Below are 20,838 nucleotides of genomic sequence, written 5' to 3'. Positions count from 1 at the left end.
ACAAGGGGGAGAAAAGATGGGGAATTTAACGATCGGTCGAATAACAATGACGTGGTTGAATGGGGGAATTACACATTTAGACGGGGGAGCGATGTTTGGTGTTGTACCAAAGCCCCTTTGGACGAAAAAATACCCATGCAACGAACAAAATCAAATTCCACTTCGTACGGATCCGATTTTATTGCAAGTGGATGGGAAAAACATACTTATTGAATCGGGTATTGGACGTGGAAAGCTGAATGAAAAACAAAAGCGGAACTTTGGGGTAACAGAAGAATCTTCTTTAATAGAGCAATTGGCGCTTCTTTCTTTAACACCTGAAGACATTGACGTTGTATTAATGACACATTTACATTTTGATCATGCGAGCGGTTTAACAACATGGGAAGGAGATACGCTCGTTCCAACGTTTCCACGTGCGCGCATTATTACGTCGGCGGTAGAGTGGGCGGAGATGAAAGAACCAAACATGCGCTCGCGCAACACGTATTGGAAAGAAAACTGGGAAGCCATTGTTGATCAAGTCGATACGTTTGCGGAACAGTTGGAAGTCGTTTCAGGGGTAACGATGATTCATACAGGCGGTCATAGTGACGGACATGCGATCATTATGATCACATCCGAAGGGGAAACAGCCATTCATCTCGGTGACTTAATGCCGACACACGCCCATCAAAATCCGCTTTGGGTTATGGCATACGATGATTACCCGATGACGTCTATTTTTGCTAAGCAAAAATGGCTCGCCTATGGAATGGAAAAAAACGCATGGTTTACATTTTATCACGATGCGTACTATCGGGCTGTTCGTTGGAATGATGAGTTTCAAATTGTTGAATCCGTTAAACGTCAATAAACCCAAGCGGCTTTGCTTGGGTTTTACAATTTTCGTGCTTCAATAATCGTCCCTGTTTTTGCATCAATGAGACATTCATATGCATCGGTTGGACGAGTGATTCCTCCTCGATAGACAGTATAGCGCAACCCGTTTTTTTCAATCATTTCAACGGTTGTTTGAATCCACGATCCTGTAATGTCACCCGTTTGTTGAAAAGCTTCTTTCGCTTTTTGAAGCGCTTGTTCAGATGAAATCAAACGTCTATGTTGCCATTGGTCAAATATGTATGCTGCTGTTGCACCGACAACGATACCGGTAAGAAATGTTTTCATGCGCATATGCATTCCTCCACTTTTTCTTTTAGTATACCGAATTGTTCGAGTGGAAACTACATGTAAAATTCGCTACAATGACAAATAGCGAGAAAAGAAAGGGGATACAGCGATGGATTTGCAGTTATTTCGAACGTTAACGGAATTGCCGGGAGCACCGGGAAATGAACATGCGGTGCGCGCCTTCATGCGTGAACAGTTACAAAAATATGCCGATGAAATTGTGCAAGATCGGCTTGGGAGCATTTTTGGAGTGAAGCGCGGAACGGAAGATGGTCCAGTTGTGATGGTTGCAGGGCATATGGATGAAGTGGGTTTTATGGTCACTGCCATTACAGAACAAGGAATGATTCGCTTTCAACCGCTTGGAGGTTGGTGGGGGCAAGTACTGCTCGCTCAACGTGTACAAATCATAACAGATCAAGGTCCGATTGTTGGAGTCATCGGCTCGATCCCGCCTCATCTGCTTGATGAAGAGCAACGAAAAAAGCCGATGGATATGAAAAATATGCTTATTGATGTTGGAGCAGATGACCGTACCGATGCAGAGCGCATGGGCATCCGTCCGGGGCAACAAATTGTACCGCTTTGTCCGTTTACACCGATGGCAAACGAGAAAAAAATTATGGCGAAAGCATGGGATAATCGTTACGGTTGTGGCTTGGCGATCGAGTTGTTAAAGGAATTAAAAGATGAAACGTTGCCGAACGTATTATATTCTGGAGCAACGGTTCAAGAAGAAGTCGGACTGCGCGGTGCACAAACGGCAGCAACGATGATTAAACCAGATATTTTCTTTGCGCTAGATGCAAGCCCAGCGAACGACATGACAGGAGACGAAAAAGAGTTCGGGCATCTTGGGAAAGGGGCGCTCGTGCGCATTTATGATCGTACAATGATTACTCATCGCGGCATGCGCGAATTTATTTTAGATACAGCGGAAACGAACAATATTCCATACCAATATTTTATTTCACCAGGTGGGGGAACAGATGCGGGGAGAGTGCATATCGCGAATAGCGGCGTTCCTTCAGCTGTCATTGGCATTTGTGCACGCTATATTCATACACATGCTTCTATCATTCATGTGGATGACTATGAAGCGGCAAAACAGTTATTAATCGCCCTTGTAAAACAATGTGACCGTGCGACAGTCGATGCGATTCGTCATAACGGTTAAGGTGATTGAGCGATGAAAATTGCAGTTGGAACAAAAAACAACACGAAAGTAAAAGCGGTAAAAGCTGTATTTCATGAGGCGCATCATGCGATTATAGCGAGTGACGTGCAGCCGAACGTGTCAAAACAGCCGTTTTCCGATGAAGAAACGTTGCAAGGTGCGATTGAGCGTGCAACGTTAGCTGTTCATGAACAACAAGCACATATCGGAATAGGTTTAGAAGGAGGCGTATTTGTTGCACGTAATGGAACAGTCTGGCTATGTAATTGGGGTGCGCTTGTAGATCGGGACGGCGTTGTCGTTGTGGCAGGAGGGGCGCGCATTCCGCTTCCTGCCGAAATTAGTGAACAATTAAAAACTGGGAAAGAATTAGCTGAAGTGATAGACGAATACGCCGATCGTCGCGATGTTCGTTCAAATGAAGGAGCGATCGGCATTTTGACGAACGGAGCCATCGACCGAACAACGATGTATACACATATTGTTCATATGTTGAAAGGGCAATACGAACATCAAAAGAAAGGATGGAGAAATCAATGAAAACGATTGAACGGATCGAACAATATAACGAAGCGATTCAACATGGGAAAGTCATTATGATGTTTACAGCTGATTGGTGCCGGGATTGTCAATTCATCAAACCGGTTTTACCAGAAATTGAAGCGCAATTTTCCGATTATACGTTTTATGCGGTCGATCGCGATCAATTGCTCGACTTGTTTGCGGAGCACAACGTTTTTGGCATTCCGAGTTTTATTGCATATGAAAATGGCCAAGAGAAAGGGCGATTTGTCAGCAAAGATCGGAAAACGAAAGAAGAAATCGTCGCTTTTATTCAAAGCTTAGGTGAGCGTGATGAATAGTAAGCAAATAAGCGAGCATATTCAACAACGATTATCCCACTACCCATGGGAATTTCGATGGGATCGAAAAAAAGATACACTTCGCATTGAGCATCGTGACACGAAAAAAGGGGTGACGATTTCGTTACCCCCTATTATCGCAAAATGGGAGGTTGAGAAAGAGCGTGCCATTGACGAAATTGTTTATTATGTCGAACAAACGTTAACGGCATTACATGATGATTCGCCGTTACATGGAAAAGAAAAACATATATATCCGGTTATTCGCTCTACCTCATTCCCGACAACGACGAACGAAGGCGCTGCGTTTATTTATGACGATCATACAGCAGAAACGCGCATTTATTATGCGCTCGATTTAGGAACAACGTATCGGCTCATTGATGAACGTTTAGTTGAATCCGAGCGTTGGAATGTGCAACAATTGAAAGAAATTGCCCGTTTTAACGTTCGTTCATTGCCTACGACAGTAAAAGAAGATCATGTCGCTGGAAATACATTTTATTTCGTAAACACAAATGATGGATATGATGCAAGCCGCATATTGAATGATGCTTTTTTGAAAAACTTTGCTGAAAAAATAAAAGGAACGATGCTGCTTGCAGTTCCTCATCAAGATGTGCTCATTATTGCTGACATTGAAAACGAAATCGGCTATGATGTACTTGCGCAGTTAACGATGAGCTTTTTTGCAAGCGGTAGAGTGCCGATTACTGCGCTCTCATTTTTATATGAAGGTGGGCAATTGCAACCGATTTTTATTCTTGGAAAAAATCATCGAAAGGATGAGAAATGATGAACGTATTTTACAATCGAGAAGGCATTGGCGACACGTTACTCATTACTTTAAAAGTTGTTGATCCACAAGTGCGTGCTTTTGAAGTGCGTGCTTTTGAGAAAAAAGGGGATGTTGTGCGCATTTATGATGAGCAAACAAGTGAAACAGTTGGTTACAATATTTTTCGTGCATCTACATATAGCACATTTGAAGGAAATGGAGTCGTTGAACTAAACGAACAAGTAATCGCTACGATTAACGACATATTGCAAAAAAATGGTGTGAATGAACAATTAAAGGCTGATTTTTCACCAAAATTTGTTGTCGGTTACGTGAAAGAAAAGGAGAAGCACCCGAATGCTGATAAATTAAGTGTTTGTCAAGTAGACATTGGTACGGAAACATTGCAAATTGTATGCGGGGCTCCAAACGTAGAAGCAGGACAAAAAGTCGTTGTCGCAAAAGTCGGAGCAGTCATGCCAAGCGGTCTAGTCATTCAAGAGGCAGAACTTCGTGGGGTGAAGTCTTACGGAATGATTTGTTCTGCCCGTGAACTCGATTTGCCAAACGCCCCACAAGAGAAAGGGATTCTCGTTTTAGATGATGAGTACGAAGTAGGTCAACCATTTTTCAGCTGACTTCCGTCACGGCAGTCAGCTTTTTTTTGTGGTAAAATAAAACCGAATGTACAAGAGAAAGAGTGAGGATTAAATGGGTTGGTTTAAGGCATTACTTCGTTATTTATTTGGAGAAAATGATAAGGCAAAAGAAACGCGCAAACGCCCCCCTTCCGTACAAAAAAATGATCATAAACATGTGGAGGCAAAAGTTGTTTATGAATATCCGAAAGGGAAATTTCGCTTTCCATTAATTCCAGATGAACCAAAAGAAAGACAAAAAGAGCGAATATATGAACAAAAGCGCTCATCACCGCAAACCGTTTCCTCTGAGAAAAAAATAACACGCATAGAGCGCACAGTAAACGAATCACGCACGTTTCGTCCGACAGATGTGCCATCGCCTATATTTGGTTATAAGCGAATGGAGCGTGTTGAGGGAAAAAAAGAACATGATGCGGTTGTTGAATTTGAACTTCCGATCGTTGAAGAAGCTGAAACAAACGAATATGCGCATACACAAAGAGATGAATCTGTAGGAAAGCAGCTTGTTGATGAAACAAACGAACATGTGCATATGCCAGCAAGTGAGCCAATTCATCATGAAGAGAAAGATGTTGTTCATGAAAAAGAAGAAATGCAACAAGAAGAAGTGCAGAGGGAAGCTGGTGAAGAACAAGTTACGCAAACACAAGTAGGAGAAAGTAAAGAGCAGGAGTGTAGAGAAGAAAAAATTGAACAGGCGAACGAGGGACGAGAGAGAAAGAGAAGCGGTGTGCCATATAACGTGATAATGTTAAAACAAGATCGAGAAAAATGGAAAGAGCGACAGCAACAGGGATCTTATACGTTTCCGCCGTTATCGCTATTGCATGCTCCAGCGATTCAGCATGAGGGCGATGAAACGTGGCTAAAAGAGCAAACAGAGCGGTTAAATGAGACGTTTAAAAATTTCAATGTTGGAGCAACAGTCGTTCACGTGACCCAAGGTCCGACGGTGACTCGTTTTGAAGTGCAACCAGAACTTGGAGTAAAAGTGAATAAAATTACGAATTTAGCGGATGATATTAAATTAAATTTAGCGGCTGTAGATATTCGTATCGAAGCGCCTATTCCTGGGAAAAACACGATCGGAATCGAAGTGCCTAATCGCTCAAGCCGCCCTGTTTTCATTCGTGAAGTATTACAAAGCGAGGTGTTCCAACAATCACAATCCCCGTTAGCTGTTGCCTTAGGATTAGATATTTCAGGGAGACCAGTTGTTACTGATTTAAAAAAGATGCCGCACGGATTGATTGCGGGAGCAACTGGATCAGGGAAAAGCGTCTGCATGAATGCGATGTTAGTAAGTTTGTTATATAAAGCAACACCGCACGAAGTGAAGTTATTATTGATCGACCCGAAAATGGTCGAACTTGCACCGTACAATCATATTCCACATTTAGTTAGCCCAGTTATTACAGATGCAAAAGCAGCAACAGCAGCATTAAAATGGGCTGTATCTGAAATGGAGCGGCGATATGAGTTGTTTGCACATACAGGGGTGCGCGATATTGTTCGTTATAATGAGTTAATACGAAAAGCACAAAAACCAGAACAACACTTACCGTATATCGTTATTGTCATTGATGAACTTGCGGATTTAATGATGGTTGCTCCAGCCGATGTAGAGGAAGCCATTTGCCGTATTGCCCAAAAAGCGCGGGCGTGTGGGATGCACTTACTTGTTGCTACACAACGACCGTCTGTTGATGTCATTACCGGCTTAATTAAGGCAAATATCCCAACGCGCATTGCCTTTTCTGTATCGTCACAAATTGATTCACGTACAATTATTGATATAAACGGTGCTGAAAAATTACTTGGGCGAGGCGATATGTTATTTTTAGAAAACGGAACAGCAAAACCAATTCGCTTACAAGGCAATTTTGTATCGGATGAAGAAATTGAGCGCGTCGTTGCCCATGTGCGTCAACAAATGGAACCGTCTTATTTATTTCAACACGATGAGTTGTTGCAACAACATGTACAAGCTGAGGAAGATGATGAGCTCTTTTATGAAGCATGTGAGTTTGTTGTTCAACAAGGTGGTGCTTCGACGTCGAGTTTGCAACGTCGTTTTCGTATCGGCTATAATCGGGCAGCGCGCTTAATTGAAATGATGGAGCAGCGCGGGATTGTATCGGCACCAAAAGGAAGCAAGCCACGCGATGTGCTAATTGACGAGCCAGATCTTGAGCAACTACAAGATACAATTTAGACGGAGTAGTCGTGAAATAGAAAACGTGCTATGCTAAAGACGTGAAAACGATGGCTGAAGGGGAAAGAAAAATGAAAGAGATCGAGTTGAAATTACAAGGGAAAATTAAACGGCTAACAAATAAAACGTTTAAATTTGATGAGCGTGTGCGAGACGGATGGTTTTCAGCCGTATATTTTTTAAAAACGCGTGAAATCGTCAAAGAATTTCGTCCGGATAATATCGTCACAATGCAATTTTTTCAAAAAGAACATGCTGTTTTATGTGGCACCGATGAAGTGATCGCCTTGTTGCATACGTTTGCAGATGAACCAGAAAAATTAGAGATTTACTCGTTAAAAGATGGAGACAAAATTAGTCCGTTTGAGACGGTGCTTACGATTACAGGGCCGTATCAAAATTTTGGGTATTTAGAAGGCATTATTGATGGAATTTTAGCGCGCCGAACATCTGTAGCAACAAACGTATACAATGTAGTTAAAGCGGCGGCATTATCTGGTGTACAAAAGCCGGTCATTTTTATGGGAGATCGGGATGATCATTTTATGATGCAAGCTGGTGATGGATACGCTGCGTTTATTGGTGGTTCCACCGCTCAAGCGACCCATGCGATGAACGAGTGGTGGGGAAAACAAGGCATGGGGACGATGCCGCATGCCCTCATTCAATTGTTTGATGGTGACGTTGTTGCGGCAGCAAAAGCGTATCATGCAAAATATCCAGATGATGATTTAATTGTTCTTGTTGATTACAACAATGACTGTATTACAGATGCGCTGAAAGTGGCTCGTGAATTTGGCGATAAGCTAAAGGCTGTTCGCGTTGATACGTCTCGGACGATGATCGATCAATATTTTATTCGCCATCCAGAAGTGCTTGGCACATTTGATCCACGTGGCGTCAATCCACCGCTTATTTTTGCTTTACGCGAAGCGCTTGATCGCGAAGGATTTGAACATGTTAAAATCGTTGTTAGTGGCGGATTTAATGAACAGCGCATTATTGAGTTTGAAAAACAAGGTGTGCCAGTTGATATGTATGGTGTGGGAAGTAGTTTATTGAAAGTGCACATTGGTTTTACAGGAGATAATGTATTGTTAAATGGAAAACATCAAGCGAAAGCAGGACGGCGTTATCGTCCAAATCCGCGCCTTGAAAAAGTGGAGTATACGCCTCAATAACACGGAAAAACTGATAGAAGAACGTTCTTCTATCAGTTTTTCTTATCATCGTGGGCAAACGATGGTATAATGAAATTTGTTACATATCGTGAAAATAGCAAAACGGAATTTATGTCATATACTGTGATATAGATCAACGATAGTTGGTGGAGGTTTTCTTATGACTATTTACCATTTTGTCGGCATTAAAGGAACTGGAATGAGCGCACTCGCACAAGTATTACATGATATGAAATGCGTCGTGCAAGGATCGGACTATGATAAGCGGTTTTTCACGCAAGAAGCTTTAGAAGCACGTGGGATACCGATTTTTCCATTTAGTGCTCAAAATATTCAGAAAAATATGGTTGTGATTGCTGGTAACGCCTTTCCTGATACACATGAAGAAATTGTAGCCGCTCGTGAACTCGGTGTACCCGTCATTCGTTACCATCAGTTTTTAGGTGAATTTTTACAAAAATTTACGAGTATCGCTGTGACAGGCGCCCATGGGAAGACATCAACAACAGGATTGCTTGCTCATGTAATGCAGGGAGCAGAACCGACGTCGTATTTGATCGGTGATGGTTCTGGAAAAGGAAGAGAAGGGAGCAAGTATTTTGTATTTGAAGCGTGTGAATATCGCCGTCATTTTTTAGCATATTCCCCTGATTATGCGATTATGACAAATATTGATTTTGATCATCCAGATTACTTTGTAAATATTGAAGATGTGTTTTCAGCATTTCAACAAATGGCGTGGCAAGTGAAAAAAGGAATTATTGCTTGTGGGGATGATGAATATTTACAAAAAATTCAAGCTAAAGTTCCTGTCGTTTTTTACGGGTTCGGTGAAGATAACGATTTTCAAGCCCGAAATGTTGTGAAAACACCAGAAGGGACATCGTTTGATGTATTTGTGCGCCATACGTTTTTTGCTTCTTTCCATATTCCGCGATATGGCGATCATAACGTGCTTAATGCGCTTGCTGTCATTGCGCTTTGCCATTATGAAGGGATCGATGTAAGCATTATTCAAGAGCGATTAAAAACGTTTCCTGGCGTGAAACGTCGCTTCCATGAGAAAACGTTTGGTTCACAAGTGCTTATTGATGATTATGCGCATCATCCGACTGAAATACGTGCAACGATCGAAGCAGCAAGACAAAAGTATCCAGATCGTCAAATTGTTGCGATTTTTCAACCGCACACATACACGCGTACACAAACATTTTTACATGAATTTGCTGAAAGCTTATCGTTAGCTGATGCGGTATATTTGTGCGATATTTTTGGCTCTGCTCGTGAGCATCAAGGGAAATTATCTATCGAGGATTTGCGTGCTAAAATCGAAGGGGCAAAGCTTTTAGACGAGGAGCAAGTCGATGTATTAAAGCAACATGATAACGCTGTGCTTATTTTTATGGGAGCAGGCGATATTCAAAAATTTCAACAAAGATATGAACAATCCGTTCACGTATAAGCAAAAAGCAACTATGATGCGTTCATAGTTGCTTTTTGCATTTGTTCGTATGTGATGTTCCAATGCGAAGCATGCCACGCTACTCCGTCATTTGTCACCCATAACACTTGAGGAGATTCGTGTTTAACATGAAACGTTTCTGCAATATGTTGCGACAATGGGCGTGCGTGTTGTACATGTAAATAATATGCATGAATGTGCGGAAAATCTTTTGTGAAACGTTCGAACTCCCCCCATGCTCGATGGCTAATCGGACACGTGAGACTATGTTTCATCAATAAAAATGGACGATGGGACAAACAAATTTGTTCAAACTGTTCTACTGTCTCAATTTTCTCCATGCGTGTCCATTCCTTTATTTAAATGTTTTTCCACATCGTTCACAGCTTCCTCTGTCTCTTTTAACAACTGTTCCACATCTGATGAAGGAAGCGGAATCGGAATAGATGAAACGGAATGTGATTTCTCTTGTTCGCTTTTTATCAGTTCTTCTTTTTCTTCACTTTTTCTCCATTCATTTATATTGCTTTCTTTTAAATCATTCAGCAGTTGTTTTCCATGTTGTGCTGATTCGGTTAATAACTGCTTTCCACGTTCGCTCGACAAGAATAGTGCTGTTGCTGCGCCTGCAATTCCCCCGACAATTGTCCCAAGTAGAAAAGAACTATTTTTAGCCATATGAAACCCTCCTTATTTTCGTTTCCCTTTCCATTTTGTCCATATTTCTACAAGCGTTTGTCCCCATTGAATGGCTTGTGTAATTTTTTTTTCATTTGTTGTTAACGTTTTAGAAATGGAGTCGCTAAATGTTTGAACGGTGACTCCTACTTGTTTGACTGCATCAAATACACCTTGCAAACTTTCTGCTTTTTTATGCACATCATCCGCAAGCGCGTTCGTCTTATGTAGTAATTGTGCCGTTTCTTTTCCGATTTCATGCATTTGTTTTTCAACTTCTTCGACGGTTTTCGCAACGTGTTGTAAAGTTGTTTGCAACGTTTTTAACGTTTGGATAACATAAATGACTAAAATGAGAAAGGCGATGGCGATGAGTGCAATGCTCCCGTATAAAATAACGTTCATTGTAAAACTCCTTTCTGTATATTTTACATTTCATTCGACAAAAAAAGAAAAAATCCTGCAAAAAACTCCAAATTTTTTGTAGATCGGTTACAATATACATGTACATATGATGGAATGGAGGAAGACAAATGAAAGATCCACGTATTGAAAAGTTAGCGAAAAACTTAATTCATTACTCGCTTCGTTTACAAAAAGGAGAAAAGGTATTAATCGAAAACTTCGGTTTGCAACGAGAGCTTGTGATCGCGCTTGTGCGTGAAGCATATGCGGTAGGTGCGCATCCGTTCGTTTCATTAAAAGACCACCAAGTTGATCGTGCCCTTTTGCTTGGAGCACAAGAAGAACAGTTTAACATGATGGCTGAGTTCGAAGCGAATGTTATGAAAGAGATGGATGCTTATATCGGCTTACGTGCTGGGGACAACATTAATGAGTTTGCTGACGTGCCAGCGGATAAAATGAAAATTCATGGAAAAACAATTATGCAAAAAGTACATCGTGACATTCGTGTACCGAAAACGAAGTGGGTTGTGCTCCGCTATCCGAATCCATCGATGGCACAGCTTGCAAAAATGAGTACAGAGGCGTTCGAAGATTTTTATTTCAACGTATGTAACTTAGATTACGGTAAAATGGGTAAAGCGATGGATGCTCTAGTTGAGTTAATGAATAAAACGGATCAAGTGCGCATTACAGGACCGGGTACAGATTTAACGTTCTCCATTAAAGATATTCCTGCTATAAAATGTTCAGGTCAAATGAACATTCCAGACGGAGAAGTATATACGGCTCCAGTCCGCGATTCTGTCAATGGTACCATTACGTTTAATACACCTTCTCCTTATCAAGGATTTACGTTTGAAAACGTGAAATTAACATTTAAAGATGGAAAAATTATTGAAGCAACAGCAAACGACACAGAACGCATTAATCAAATTTTTGATACAGATGAAGGTGCGCGTTACATTGGTGAGTTCGCGATCGGAGTAAACCCATATATTCAACATCCAATGCAAGATATTTTGTTTGATGAAAAAATTGATGGAAGCTTCCATTTTACGCCGGGACAATGTTATGACGAAGCGTACAACGGCAATCACTCGAATATTCATTGGGACATGGTTATGATTCAACGTCCGGAATATGGCGGCGGTGAAATATATTTTGACGGTGTGCTCATCCGAAAAGACGGCCGTTTTGTTCTCCCTGAGCTAGAGCCATTAAATCCAGAAAACTTAAAATAAAGAAAAAGCAACTATGACTTGCTCATAGTTGCTTTTTCTTATGCCAAACAATTTCAAGTTGATCTCCCGGGGTAAGCGGTTCATAAAATGTTGTTTGTTCTCCATTTTTTAGCAATGTAAATGTTGTTGATGCCCCGTGAGGAATATCAACTTCGACATATTGAAATATATCTTGAAAAATGAACGGTTCGATTTTTTGTTCATGAAATTGGAGCTCATCTTCATGGTGAACGAGACCATCTTCTTTGAGCTGTTCACCGTTGCGATAAAATATACCGATCGGCTTTGTCAATGTAAATGTTTCGCCATGAAATATAATCGGCATCGTATAATGAAGCTTTATTTGTTTTGCTTCAGCAATTTGAGCGATGGTGCGCGGCTTTTGTTCGTGAACAGTAATATGATCGCCGTCTTCAAACGTTGTATAACGTTGGCACTCTAGCCCGTTGCGATACACTGTTCCGCACCATTCAGGAAATTTTATTTGTTTTCCGTTTAACGTGATTGTAAACGGTTCAAGTTGTTTCAGAAGGTGGTCGTTTTTTGTTGCTTTTAGAAGCTGCTCAATCGTTTCAGGCATATGAATGACAATGTCATCACGATCACATAAGACGACATCGAGAGAAACAGCTTCTCCGTTTCGTAATACAAGTGGTTCAATGTTGTAATGTTGATCGTTTATTGTTACATGCTTTGTCGGCAATGATTCGAGCAAATCACGAAGCCGAATCGTTGCTTGTTGTCCATCTTTTCCTTTTTCAATGACAATCTCGTCATTATTTTTAATTGGTGTATCAAATGTCGCTAGCTCACCATTTTTTATAATGGTTGGTGGTTCTCCGTGTGTCCCGGGAACTGTAATAACCTGTCCATTCAACGTAACGACGCACGCTAAGCCAGGTTTTCCATATAGTTTATGTAGTTGAATGCCTGCAGCGAGTAAGGCATCACCGATTGTTAGTTGCTTCATGTCAAATAGGCGAATTGTTTGTTCATTTACATGGACTGTCACGTACTGGATCGGTGTTTGCTTTGCGGCAATTGCGATGCCGATCGGGGTGACGAGTTCTGGTCGATGTTTCATTTCTTCACGATCGATATGCAATTTTTGAATAGCATCAATACCACGAATAGCAACGCGATTTTCTGGAAGATGAAGCTTGTGAGCAAGCCGTTTTGGAAGTTCAGGCGTCAAGCTCCCTCCTCCAACAAGCATAACTGCTTTCGGAGATTGATGATTATTTAATCGTAAAATTTCTTTGCTAATCGCATCAGCAAGTCGATCAATGGCATCTGAAATCGTGGCAATCATTTGTTCGCGAGTCACTTCTGTTTCAAACCCGAGAATGTCTGTAATTGTTACCGTTTCTTTCGAATGCAAGTCGCGTTTCGCTTGTTCAGCGAGAGGGAAATCAAGCAAATAGGCGTCTGAAATGGCTTCAGTAATTTCATCTCCTGCCATCGGTACCATGCCGTAGGCGATGACTGTACCGAGATCGGTAATGGCGATGTCAGACGTTCCTGCGCCAATGTCTACAAGTGCTACATTTAATCGTCGCATCGTTGGAGGAATAAGCACGTTTAGTGCGGCGATCGGCTCAAGTGTTAGCGCCTCCATTTCTAAATGAGCGCGTTGTAGTGCTGCAAGAAGTGACTCAACAACGAGTCTCGGTAAAAATGTAGCGATCACTTCAACGCTTGCCTCGTCTCCTTGCTGATCAATTAAGTTACCAATTTCTTCGCCGTCAATTTCATAGCGCGTGACGGAATAACCGACGCAATAATAGTGATAACTTTTTTCATTCGCTGATTTTTCTGCTAACGTCATTTGAGCTTGCTGTACGGCGGTGAGTTCTAAGTACGCGACATCTTCATGAGTTAAAAGCGGCTTTCCTTTAATTGAAATCGTTGTTTTTCCTTTTTCTGTTTTTAATGAACGACCTGCCGCTGCGACGCATACGCGCGTCAAAGGCCCGTGCCGCTCCTCTAACGTTTTCTTTATGTCGAGAATGACGTTAGAAACAGCAAGTACGTCATGAATTTGTCCGTCAAGCATCGCTCGTTCTTCATGTTCTTTTATGACAATGTCTTCAACTTGATATCGTCCGTCTGTTTCCTTTAAAATAATGCCAACTACTGAACGTGTGCCAATGTCTAATGCAAAAATCAAGCTTCCCACCTTCTTTTTCGAAAATTAAAAAATTCTTTATTACTTAAACGCGTTTTATAAATAAAGGGGTGACAACTTTATCCACTTCGTTTATAATAATCTCTAATTATATAGAAATGTACCATATTTTTTATCTTATATAAAGAAAGGATGAGATGTATGAGTAACGAAAGATTAGACGAGCTGAGAGCAAAGGTTGATGAGTTGAATTTACAGCTGTTAAAGTTAATTAATGAACGCGGACGTGTTGTTCAAGAAATTGGGAAAATTAAAGATGCTCAAGGGACGTACTTTTATGACCCTGTTCGTGAAAGAAAAATGTTAGATTTAATTCTAGAACATAACGACGGACCGTTTGATACGGCGACGTTAAAACATATTTTTAAAGAAATTTTTAAAGCAGGGCTTGATTTGCAAGAAGATGACCATAAAAAGGCGTTGCTTGTATCAAGAAAGAAAAAGCCGGAGGATACGATTGTCGATGTAAAAGGGGAAAAAATCGGCGATGGTAATCAATATTTCGTTATGGGGCCATGTGCGGTTGAAAGCTATGAACAAGTAGCGGAAGTTGCACAAGCAATTAAACGCCACGGCTTAAAATTGTTGCGCGGCGGCGCTTACAAACCACGTACGTCACCGTATGACTTCCAAGGACTCGGCGTAGAAGGATTGAAAATTTTAAAGCGTGTAGCAGATGAATTTGATTTAGCAGTCATTAGTGAAATTGTAACGCCAGCAGATATTGAAACAGCGCTCGATTATATTGACGTTATTCAAATCGGAGCGCGCAATATGCAAAACTTTGAGTTGTTAAAAGCCGCGGGTCAAGTGAATAAACCGGTATTATTAAAACGGGGATTAGCTGCAACGATCGAAGAGTTTATTCATGCAGCGGAGTACATTATGTCGCAAGGAAATGGGCAAATCATTTTATGCGAGCGTGGCATCCGCACATATGAAAAGGCGACGCGCAACACGCTTGATATTTCAGCCGTACCGATTTTGAAAAAAGAAACGCATTTGCCTGTTTTTGTCGATGTAACGCATTCAACAGGACGTCGTGACTTACTTTTACCTTGCGCGAAAGCTGCGCTTGCCATCGGAGCAGACGGGGTCATGGCGGAAGTACATCCAGATCCTGCGGTTGCGTTATCTGATTCCGCACAACAAATGGATATTAATCAATTCAATGAGTTTATGGAAGAATTAAAATCATTCCAAAAACAATTTGTCAAAGCATAAGAAAAGCTGGTGATTGTTCACCAGCTTTTCTTATGAATTTATTTGTGAAAACGTTGCACTTAGGCAATCATTTATCGTATGATAATTTTACATAAAATTGCGATGTACGACAGTTTTCGATATATAGAGCGTAAAAAAGGAGTGTATGTGATGAATGTAACAATTTATGATGTAGCAAGAGAAGCAAACGTGTCGATGGCAACCGTTTCACGTGTTGTGAATGGGAACCCAAATGTAAAGCCTTCGACGCGCAAAAAAGTGTTGGAAGTGATTGAACGGCTTGGTTATCGTCCGAATGCGGTAGCGCGCGGATTAGCAAGTAAAAAAACGACAACAGTCGGCGTCATTATTCCGGATATTTCGAGCATCTTTTTTGCAGAAATGGCACGCGGAATTGAAGACATTGCAACAATGTACAAGTATAACATCATTTTAAGTAACTCGGATCAAAATAAGGAAAAAGAATTGCATTTATTAAACACGATGCTCGCTAAACAAGTTGATGGTATTTTATTTATGGGTGGCGACGTAACAGAAGAACATGTCGAGCAGTTTAAAAAGTCAGATGTACCGATCGTATTAGCTGCCACAATTGAAAAAAATAATATTATTCCGTCCGTCAACATTGACTACGAGCAAGCAGCGTATGATGCGGTACATATGTTAATCGAAAAAGGGCATAAACGCATTGCTTATGTAACAGGCCCTTTAAATGATCCAATTAACGGATTAAAAAAATTAGCTGGCTATCGTCGTGCCTTGGAAGAAGCGGGTATTGCTTATGATGATGCGCTTGTTGTTGAAGGGGATTACACATATGACTCTGGCATCGAAGCGTATGACAAGTTAGCCGAACTTGCACAGCGTCCAACAGCGATCTTTGTTGGAACAGATGAAATGGCTCTCGGGGTCATTCATGGTGCGCAAGATCGCGGCGTACGCATTCCTGATGAATTGGAAGTTGTCGGTTTTGATAATACACGTTTAGCCACCATGGTTCGTCCGAAGCTGACGACAGTTGTGCAACCGATGTACGATATTGGTGCGGTGGCGATGCGTTTATTAACGAAATATATGAATAAAGAACATGTCGACAATCACATCGTTGTGTTGCCGCATCGCATTGAATATCGCGATTCGACAAAATAGGCGGCGCAGCTAACTGTGCGTACGAACATAGAAAAGGGTGTTCGCTACTTTCGGAACACCCTTGTTATTTTGTTATAAGTTTAATCGTTGTTTATTACTTCGAATAGGATGAAGTGCTTTCATGACAGTTTGGGCATTTTTTTCTGTAATTTCAGCCTTTCTCGGAATAGGTGGGTATAAGTCTTCTGGATCGTCCCACTTGAGTGGTAAAGAAACGGGAGCATGCCGTTGCCAGCGGGCAATCCATTCCTTCGGTAAAGCTCCAGAAATATCGGATTGTTCTGTCATTTCAAGCCATAATAACGCCCATGCACGTGGAACAACGCGCCAAATGTCATACCCTCCTCCTCCGACCGCAATCCAACGGCCGTTGCAATATTGATGCGCGATTTGATGCGCGATTTTTGGAATTTCGCGATAAATACGCATCGTTGCACACAAATGTGTTAATGGATCATAATAATGTGCGTCCACTCCATTTTGAGTCAAGATGACGTCCGGACGGAAAAAGTCAGCAATTTCGATTAGCGCTTCTGTATATGCTGCTAACCACGACTCATCTTCTGTAAACGCATCAACGGGAATGTTGAAAGAGTAGCCATATCCTTTTCCTTGTCCTCGTTCATTCACATTTCCTGTTCCCGGAAATAAATAGCGTCCTGTTTCATGAATCGAAAATGTACATACATTCGGGTCATCGTAAAACGTCCATTGCACCCCGTCGCCATGGTGGGCATCTGTATCCACATATAAAACACGCACACCGTACTTTTCTTGCATATATTTAATGGCGACAGAGCTATCATTGTAGATGCAAAAACCTGATGCTTTGCCACGAAATCCATGATGGAGCCCTCCCCCCAAACTGAGCGCATGCTCAGCCTTGCCGGAAAGTACGTAATCAACTGCTGTTAATGTTCCGCCAACAAGAAGAGCGCTTGCTTCATGCATATTTGGAAAAATGGGTGTATCTTCTGTCCCTAATCCATAATTGAGGGCAACTTCTTCTGGCAGTTGTCCTCTTCCTGCTTTTTTTACTGCTTCAATGTAATCGGTATCATGAACAAGTGCTAACTCTTCGTCTGTTGCTAGACGTGGTGCTACAATTTGTGTATCATGAAGTGCACCGAGCGTTTGCAACAGGTCATACGTCAGTTTGACACGTAATTGATTAAATGGATGGCGATCATGGAATTTATACGTTTGAAACGCATCGGAATAAACGAATACGCTGTTTTTACTCATGATGAAACCCCCGGCAAGTTCGGCCATAAAACGTCGTATCCTTGTGCCTTTAAATCATGAATAATCGCCATCGGGTTCATCGTTTGAATACGAAAAACAAGTACTTTATACATTTCATTTTGATCAGGATAGATGAGAACACTTGAAATATTGATGTTACGTTTTTGGAAAACAGAAGCGACTTCGCTTAACATTCCTGCCCGATTCGGCACTTTAATTTCGATTTGCGATCCAGGTTGGTGAGCCCCTGTCAGTTGCACAAGTGTGTACAACAAATCGCTTTCTGTAATGATGCCGACAAGTTTATTTTCTTTGACAATGGGCATGCAGCTAATGCGGTGTTCGTAAAACAAAGCCGCGACCTCTTCGACAAAATCAAGTGGATGTCCTGTAATGACGTTTGTTTTCATAATGGTGCTTAACGGTTTTTGCAAATCTTCGAGATGTTCATTTGCATGGAAAATCGATGGACTTGCATCGCGCAAATCGCGATCCGTAACGATACCAACAACACGATATTCATCATCAACAATCGGTAAATGTCGAATATTTTTTTGCTTAACAATGTTTAGTGCGTCAGCGATTGTGTTTGACGGCTTTAGTGCAATGACATCCGTTTTCATCATTTGTTCGACAATCATTTCCCCATCCCCTTTGTTTTTAATACATGAAGCGGTTCATAAAGCGTAATTGGTCAAATTTTTGAATAGATTGCTGATCGACGCGTTTTCCGATTCGAGCCATTAAACAATTAGCTGGATGTGAACAAATTTCTGGATCGTCCGTTGCGTACCAGACGAGTCCACCTGCGTTCATCATTTTCTCCATTACTTTTCGATATTCCCACACGTTTAAACCCGTTCGTTTTAAATCCCAATGCCAATAGTATTCTGTTGTAATAATGATGTAATCTTCCATCGCATCATCCATCATAGCCACTTTCAATAAATTTTTCCCAACCCCGCAACCTCTAAAATCAGGGATGACTTCGATGGCCCCAAGTTCAATTAAGTTTTCCATTTTTCCTTGTGACCATCTTTCAAGTGGATCGGGATATAAAAACGTGACATAACCAACGATCGTATGACCGTGGCGGGCGATAATAATGCGTCCTTCTGGAAGGCCAGCAATTTCAATGAGCGCTTGATGTTGTTGATGCGGTTGCCGAAATGCTGTTAAGTCATGGTGAAATTCATAGCTAGCCAATGTTTTAGGAGAAATTGGTCCCTCAATAATTAACGTTCCTTTTGGCGTTTTTAATTGTTTTGCGTTATATGTTTTTCTATGTTCCATTGCCCCACCGCCTACTGAAATGATCTCATTTCAATTATACATAAAAAAATAAAAATTAAATCGTTTTCATAATAAACATAAATGAAAATTTTTTAAAAATTGAGAAATAATTTATGGTATAATATAATACGAGTGTAAAGACTTCAAACAAGGGGGAGTTTGGGATGATTAAAGTGGAAGCGCTACCAGTCATTCAAGGGGATTTTAACTTGAAAAACTATGAAGAAACGTATCAAACGTTTGACTGGTCCGAAGCAGAAAAACATTTTTCGTGGTATGAAACTGGGAAAGTGAACATGGCGTATGAAGCGATCGATCGCCATGCGGAAACGTTTCGAAAAAACAAAGTAGCTCTTTATTATCGTGATGCGACAAGAGAAGAAAAGTATACGTTTAAAGAAATGAAAGAGTTTTCAAATAAAGTAGCCAACGTATTAAAAGAAGTAGCTGATGTAGAAAAAGGTGATCGCATCTTCATTTTTATGCCTCGCTCGCCTGAACTGTACTTCTCTGTGCTTGGAGCAATTAAACTTGGGGCGATTGTTGGGCCGCTTTTTGAAGCGTTCATGGAAGGGGCTGTGCGTGACCGTTTAGAAGATAGCGAGGCAAAAGTGATTATTACAACGCCTGAACTTTTACCGCGCGTACCGGTAAATGAGTTGCCAACATTAAAATACGTATTTTTAGTTGGCGATGACATTAAAGAAGAAGGTCCATTTTTTGATTTGAAAAAACGAATGAACGCAGCAAGCAAACATTTTGATATTGAATGGGTCGGACGTGAAGATGGACTCATTTTACACTATACATCTGGATCAACAGGAAAACCAAAAGGTGTATTGCATGTGCATAACGCCATGATTCAACATTATCAAACAGCAAAATGGGTATTAGATTTAAAAGAAGACGATGTATATTGGTGCACAGCTGACCCAGGTTGGGTGACTGGAACATCATACGGCATTTTCGGTCCGTGGCTTTGCGGAGCTTCCAACGTCATTGTCGGTGGACGTTTTAATCCTGAAGCATGGTATAAAACGATTGAAGATTATGGTGTAACAGTATGGTATAGTGCACCGACAGCGTTCCGCATGCTAATGGGTGCTGGGGACGAGCTTGTGAAAAAATTTGATTTACGTTCACTTCGCCATATTTTAAGTGTCGGTGAACCGCTCAATCCAGAAGTCGTGCGCTGGGGAATGAAAGTATTTAATCGTCGCATTCACGATACATGGTGGATGACAGAAACAGGAGCACAACTCATTTGCAACTATCCGTGTATGGAAATTAAACCAGGATCAATGGGGAAACCAATTCCAGGAGTCAAAGCAGCGATCGTTGACGATCAAGGAAATGAGTTGCCGCCATATCGCATGGGGAATTTAGCGATTAAAAAAGGTTGGCCATCGATGATGCGCGCAATTTGGAATAATCCACAAAAATACGAATCGTACTTTTTACCGGGGGATTGGTACGTTTCTGGAGACTCGGCATATATGGATGAGGATGGATATTTCTGGTTCCAAGGGCGGATTGATGATGTCATTATGACAGCTGGAGAGCGCGTTGGCCCGTTTGAAGTAGAAAGTAAACTCGTTGAACATCCAGCCGTAGCTGAAGCGGGTGTCATCGGAAAGCCAGATCCGGTGCGCGGCGAAATTATTAAAGCATTTGTCGCTTTACGTGAAGGGTATGAGCCGTCTGAAGAGCTAAAAGAAGACATTCGCAACTTCGTGAAAAAAGGTTTAGCTGCGCATGCAGCGCCACGCGAAATCGAGTTTCGTGACAAACTTCCAAAAACGAGAAGCGGAAAAATTATGCGCCGCGTCTTGAAAGCTTGGGAGCTAAACTTACCGACAGGTGACTTATCAACAATGGAAGATTAAAAAAATCGGGCATGA

21 protein-coding genes are annotated in these 20,838 nt (G+C 41.4%); 13 read left to right on the top strand and 8 right to left on the bottom strand.

What is annotated here, in order from left to right:
• Positions 1–16 precede the first annotated feature (16 nt).
• Positions 17–856, top strand: coding sequence for a YtnP family quorum-quenching lactonase (locus ETB99_RS08065; RefSeq protein WP_171700360.1), 840 nt, complete (start codon positions 17–19; stop codon positions 854–856).
• Between the two features lie 23 nt (positions 857–879).
• Here ETB99_RS08065 and ETB99_RS08060 read toward each other — a convergent pair whose 3' ends face one another.
• Positions 880–1,176, bottom strand: coding sequence for a PepSY domain-containing protein (locus ETB99_RS08060; protein WP_226373799.1), 297 nt, complete (start codon positions 1,174–1,176; stop codon positions 880–882).
• A gap of 106 nt (positions 1,177–1,282) precedes the next feature.
• Between ETB99_RS08060 and ETB99_RS08055 the strand changes: the two genes are divergently transcribed.
• The 8 genes from ETB99_RS08055 to murC all read left to right on the top strand — a co-directional run bounded on the left by ETB99_RS08055 (position 1,283) and on the right by murC (position 9,511).
• The gene (locus ETB99_RS08055) at positions 1,283–2,350 is read left to right on the top strand and encodes a M42 family metallopeptidase (protein ID WP_077429258.1); all 1,068 of its coding nucleotides are present in this window, start codon (positions 1,283–1,285) and stop codon (positions 2,348–2,350) included.
• A 12-nt stretch (positions 2,351–2,362) separates the two neighbouring features.
• A complete protein-coding gene (locus tag ETB99_RS08050) occupies positions 2,363–2,890 on the top strand; it encodes a DUF84 family protein (protein ID WP_129000748.1) in 528 nt (175 codons plus the stop codon).
• Positions 2,887–3,213: a thioredoxin family protein gene (locus ETB99_RS08045; RefSeq protein WP_226373800.1), complete on the top strand. Its 327-nt coding sequence runs from the start codon at positions 2,887–2,889 to the stop codon at positions 3,211–3,213. Before ETB99_RS08050 ends, ETB99_RS08045 begins: the two co-directional genes overlap by 4 nt.
• Entirely contained in the window at positions 3,206–4,009 is an 804-nt protein-coding gene (locus tag ETB99_RS08040; protein WP_129000747.1) for a DUF1444 domain-containing protein, read from the top strand. Before ETB99_RS08045 ends, ETB99_RS08040 begins: the two co-directional genes overlap by 8 nt.
• The gene (ytpR, locus tag ETB99_RS08035) at positions 4,009–4,629 is read left to right on the top strand and encodes a YtpR family tRNA-binding protein (protein WP_171700359.1); all 621 of its coding nucleotides are present in this window, start codon (positions 4,009–4,011) and stop codon (positions 4,627–4,629) included. The genes ETB99_RS08040 and ytpR overlap by 1 nt, the downstream gene beginning before the upstream one ends.
• Before the next feature lie 73 nt (positions 4,630–4,702).
• A complete protein-coding gene (locus ETB99_RS08030) occupies positions 4,703–6,868 on the top strand; it encodes a DNA translocase FtsK (protein WP_171700358.1) in 2,166 nt (721 codons plus the stop codon).
• Between the two features lie 71 nt (positions 6,869–6,939).
• Complete coding sequence (locus tag ETB99_RS08025) at positions 6,940–8,049, top strand: nicotinate phosphoribosyltransferase (RefSeq protein WP_004888994.1); 1,110 nt, start codon at positions 6,940–6,942, stop codon at positions 8,047–8,049.
• A 160-nt stretch (positions 8,050–8,209) separates the two neighbouring features.
• Complete coding sequence (murC, locus tag ETB99_RS08020; RefSeq protein WP_077429263.1) at positions 8,210–9,511, top strand: UDP-N-acetylmuramate--L-alanine ligase; 1,302 nt, start codon at positions 8,210–8,212, stop codon at positions 9,509–9,511.
• Positions 9,512–9,522: 11 nt separating this feature from the next.
• Here murC and ytxJ read toward each other — a convergent pair whose 3' ends face one another.
• The 3 genes from ytxJ to ETB99_RS08005 are packed head-to-tail and all read right to left on the bottom strand — an operon-like array spanning position 9,523 to position 10,594.
• Complete coding sequence (gene ytxJ / locus ETB99_RS08015) at positions 9,523–9,852, bottom strand: bacillithiol system redox-active protein YtxJ (RefSeq protein WP_004888996.1); 330 nt, start codon at positions 9,850–9,852, stop codon at positions 9,523–9,525.
• The gene (locus ETB99_RS08010; RefSeq protein ID WP_004888997.1) at positions 9,839–10,189 is read right to left on the bottom strand and encodes a hypothetical protein; all 351 of its coding nucleotides are present in this window, start codon (positions 10,187–10,189) and stop codon (positions 9,839–9,841) included. Before ETB99_RS08010 ends, ytxJ begins: the two co-directional genes overlap by 14 nt.
• Positions 10,190–10,201: 12 nt before the next feature.
• A complete protein-coding gene (locus ETB99_RS08005) occupies positions 10,202–10,594 on the bottom strand; it encodes a DUF948 domain-containing protein (protein ID WP_077429265.1) in 393 nt (130 codons plus the stop codon).
• A gap of 128 nt (positions 10,595–10,722) precedes the next feature.
• Between ETB99_RS08005 and ETB99_RS08000 the strand changes: the two genes are divergently transcribed.
• Complete coding sequence (locus ETB99_RS08000; RefSeq protein ID WP_171700357.1) at positions 10,723–11,838, top strand: aminopeptidase; 1,116 nt, start codon at positions 10,723–10,725, stop codon at positions 11,836–11,838.
• A 22-nt stretch (positions 11,839–11,860) separates the two neighbouring features.
• Here ETB99_RS08000 and ETB99_RS07995 read toward each other — a convergent pair whose 3' ends face one another.
• Positions 11,861–14,017 (bottom strand): cell division protein FtsA, encoded by a 2,157-nt coding sequence (locus ETB99_RS07995; RefSeq protein ID WP_171700356.1) that lies wholly within the window; start codon positions 14,015–14,017, stop codon positions 11,861–11,863.
• A gap of 150 nt (positions 14,018–14,167) precedes the next feature.
• Between ETB99_RS07995 and ETB99_RS07990 the strand changes: the two genes are divergently transcribed.
• Positions 14,168–15,250: a bifunctional 3-deoxy-7-phosphoheptulonate synthase/chorismate mutase gene (locus ETB99_RS07990; RefSeq protein WP_004889001.1), complete on the top strand. Its 1,083-nt coding sequence runs from the start codon at positions 14,168–14,170 to the stop codon at positions 15,248–15,250.
• 150 nt (positions 15,251–15,400) lie between these two features.
• Positions 15,401–16,399 carry a catabolite control protein A gene (ccpA, locus tag ETB99_RS07985; RefSeq protein WP_004889002.1) on the top strand — a complete coding sequence of 333 codons (999 nt, stop codon included), beginning with the start codon at positions 15,401–15,403 and terminating at the stop codon, positions 16,397–16,399.
• Positions 16,400–16,471: 72 nt separating this feature from the next.
• Here the strand turns inward: ccpA and ETB99_RS07980 are convergent, their stop codons facing one another.
• The 3 genes from ETB99_RS07980 to ETB99_RS07970 are packed head-to-tail and all read right to left on the bottom strand — an operon-like array spanning position 16,472 to position 18,937.
• Entirely contained in the window at positions 16,472–17,644 is a 1,173-nt protein-coding gene (locus tag ETB99_RS07980) for an acetoin utilization protein AcuC (protein ID WP_171700355.1), read from the bottom strand.
• The gene (locus ETB99_RS07975) at positions 17,641–18,285 is read right to left on the bottom strand and encodes an acetoin utilization AcuB family protein (RefSeq protein WP_004889004.1); all 645 of its coding nucleotides are present in this window, start codon (positions 18,283–18,285) and stop codon (positions 17,641–17,643) included. The genes ETB99_RS07980 and ETB99_RS07975 overlap by 4 nt, the downstream gene beginning before the upstream one ends.
• 19 nt (positions 18,286–18,304) lie before the next feature.
• Positions 18,305–18,937 (bottom strand): GNAT family N-acetyltransferase, encoded by a 633-nt coding sequence (locus ETB99_RS07970; protein WP_171700354.1) that lies wholly within the window; start codon positions 18,935–18,937, stop codon positions 18,305–18,307.
• Between the two features lie 167 nt (positions 18,938–19,104).
• Between ETB99_RS07970 and acsA the strand changes: the two genes are divergently transcribed.
• A complete protein-coding gene (gene acsA, locus ETB99_RS07965) occupies positions 19,105–20,823 on the top strand; it encodes an acetate--CoA ligase (RefSeq protein ID WP_171700386.1) in 1,719 nt (572 codons plus the stop codon).
• The last annotated feature ends 15 nt before the right edge of the window (positions 20,824–20,838 follow it).

The organism is Anoxybacillus sp. CHMUD, assembly GCF_013096965.1.
GTDB classification, from domain to species: Bacteria; Bacillota; Bacilli; order Bacillales; family Anoxybacillaceae; genus Anoxybacillus; species Anoxybacillus kestanbolensis_A.
This window is presented reverse-complemented; position numbering and strand designations above follow the sequence as displayed.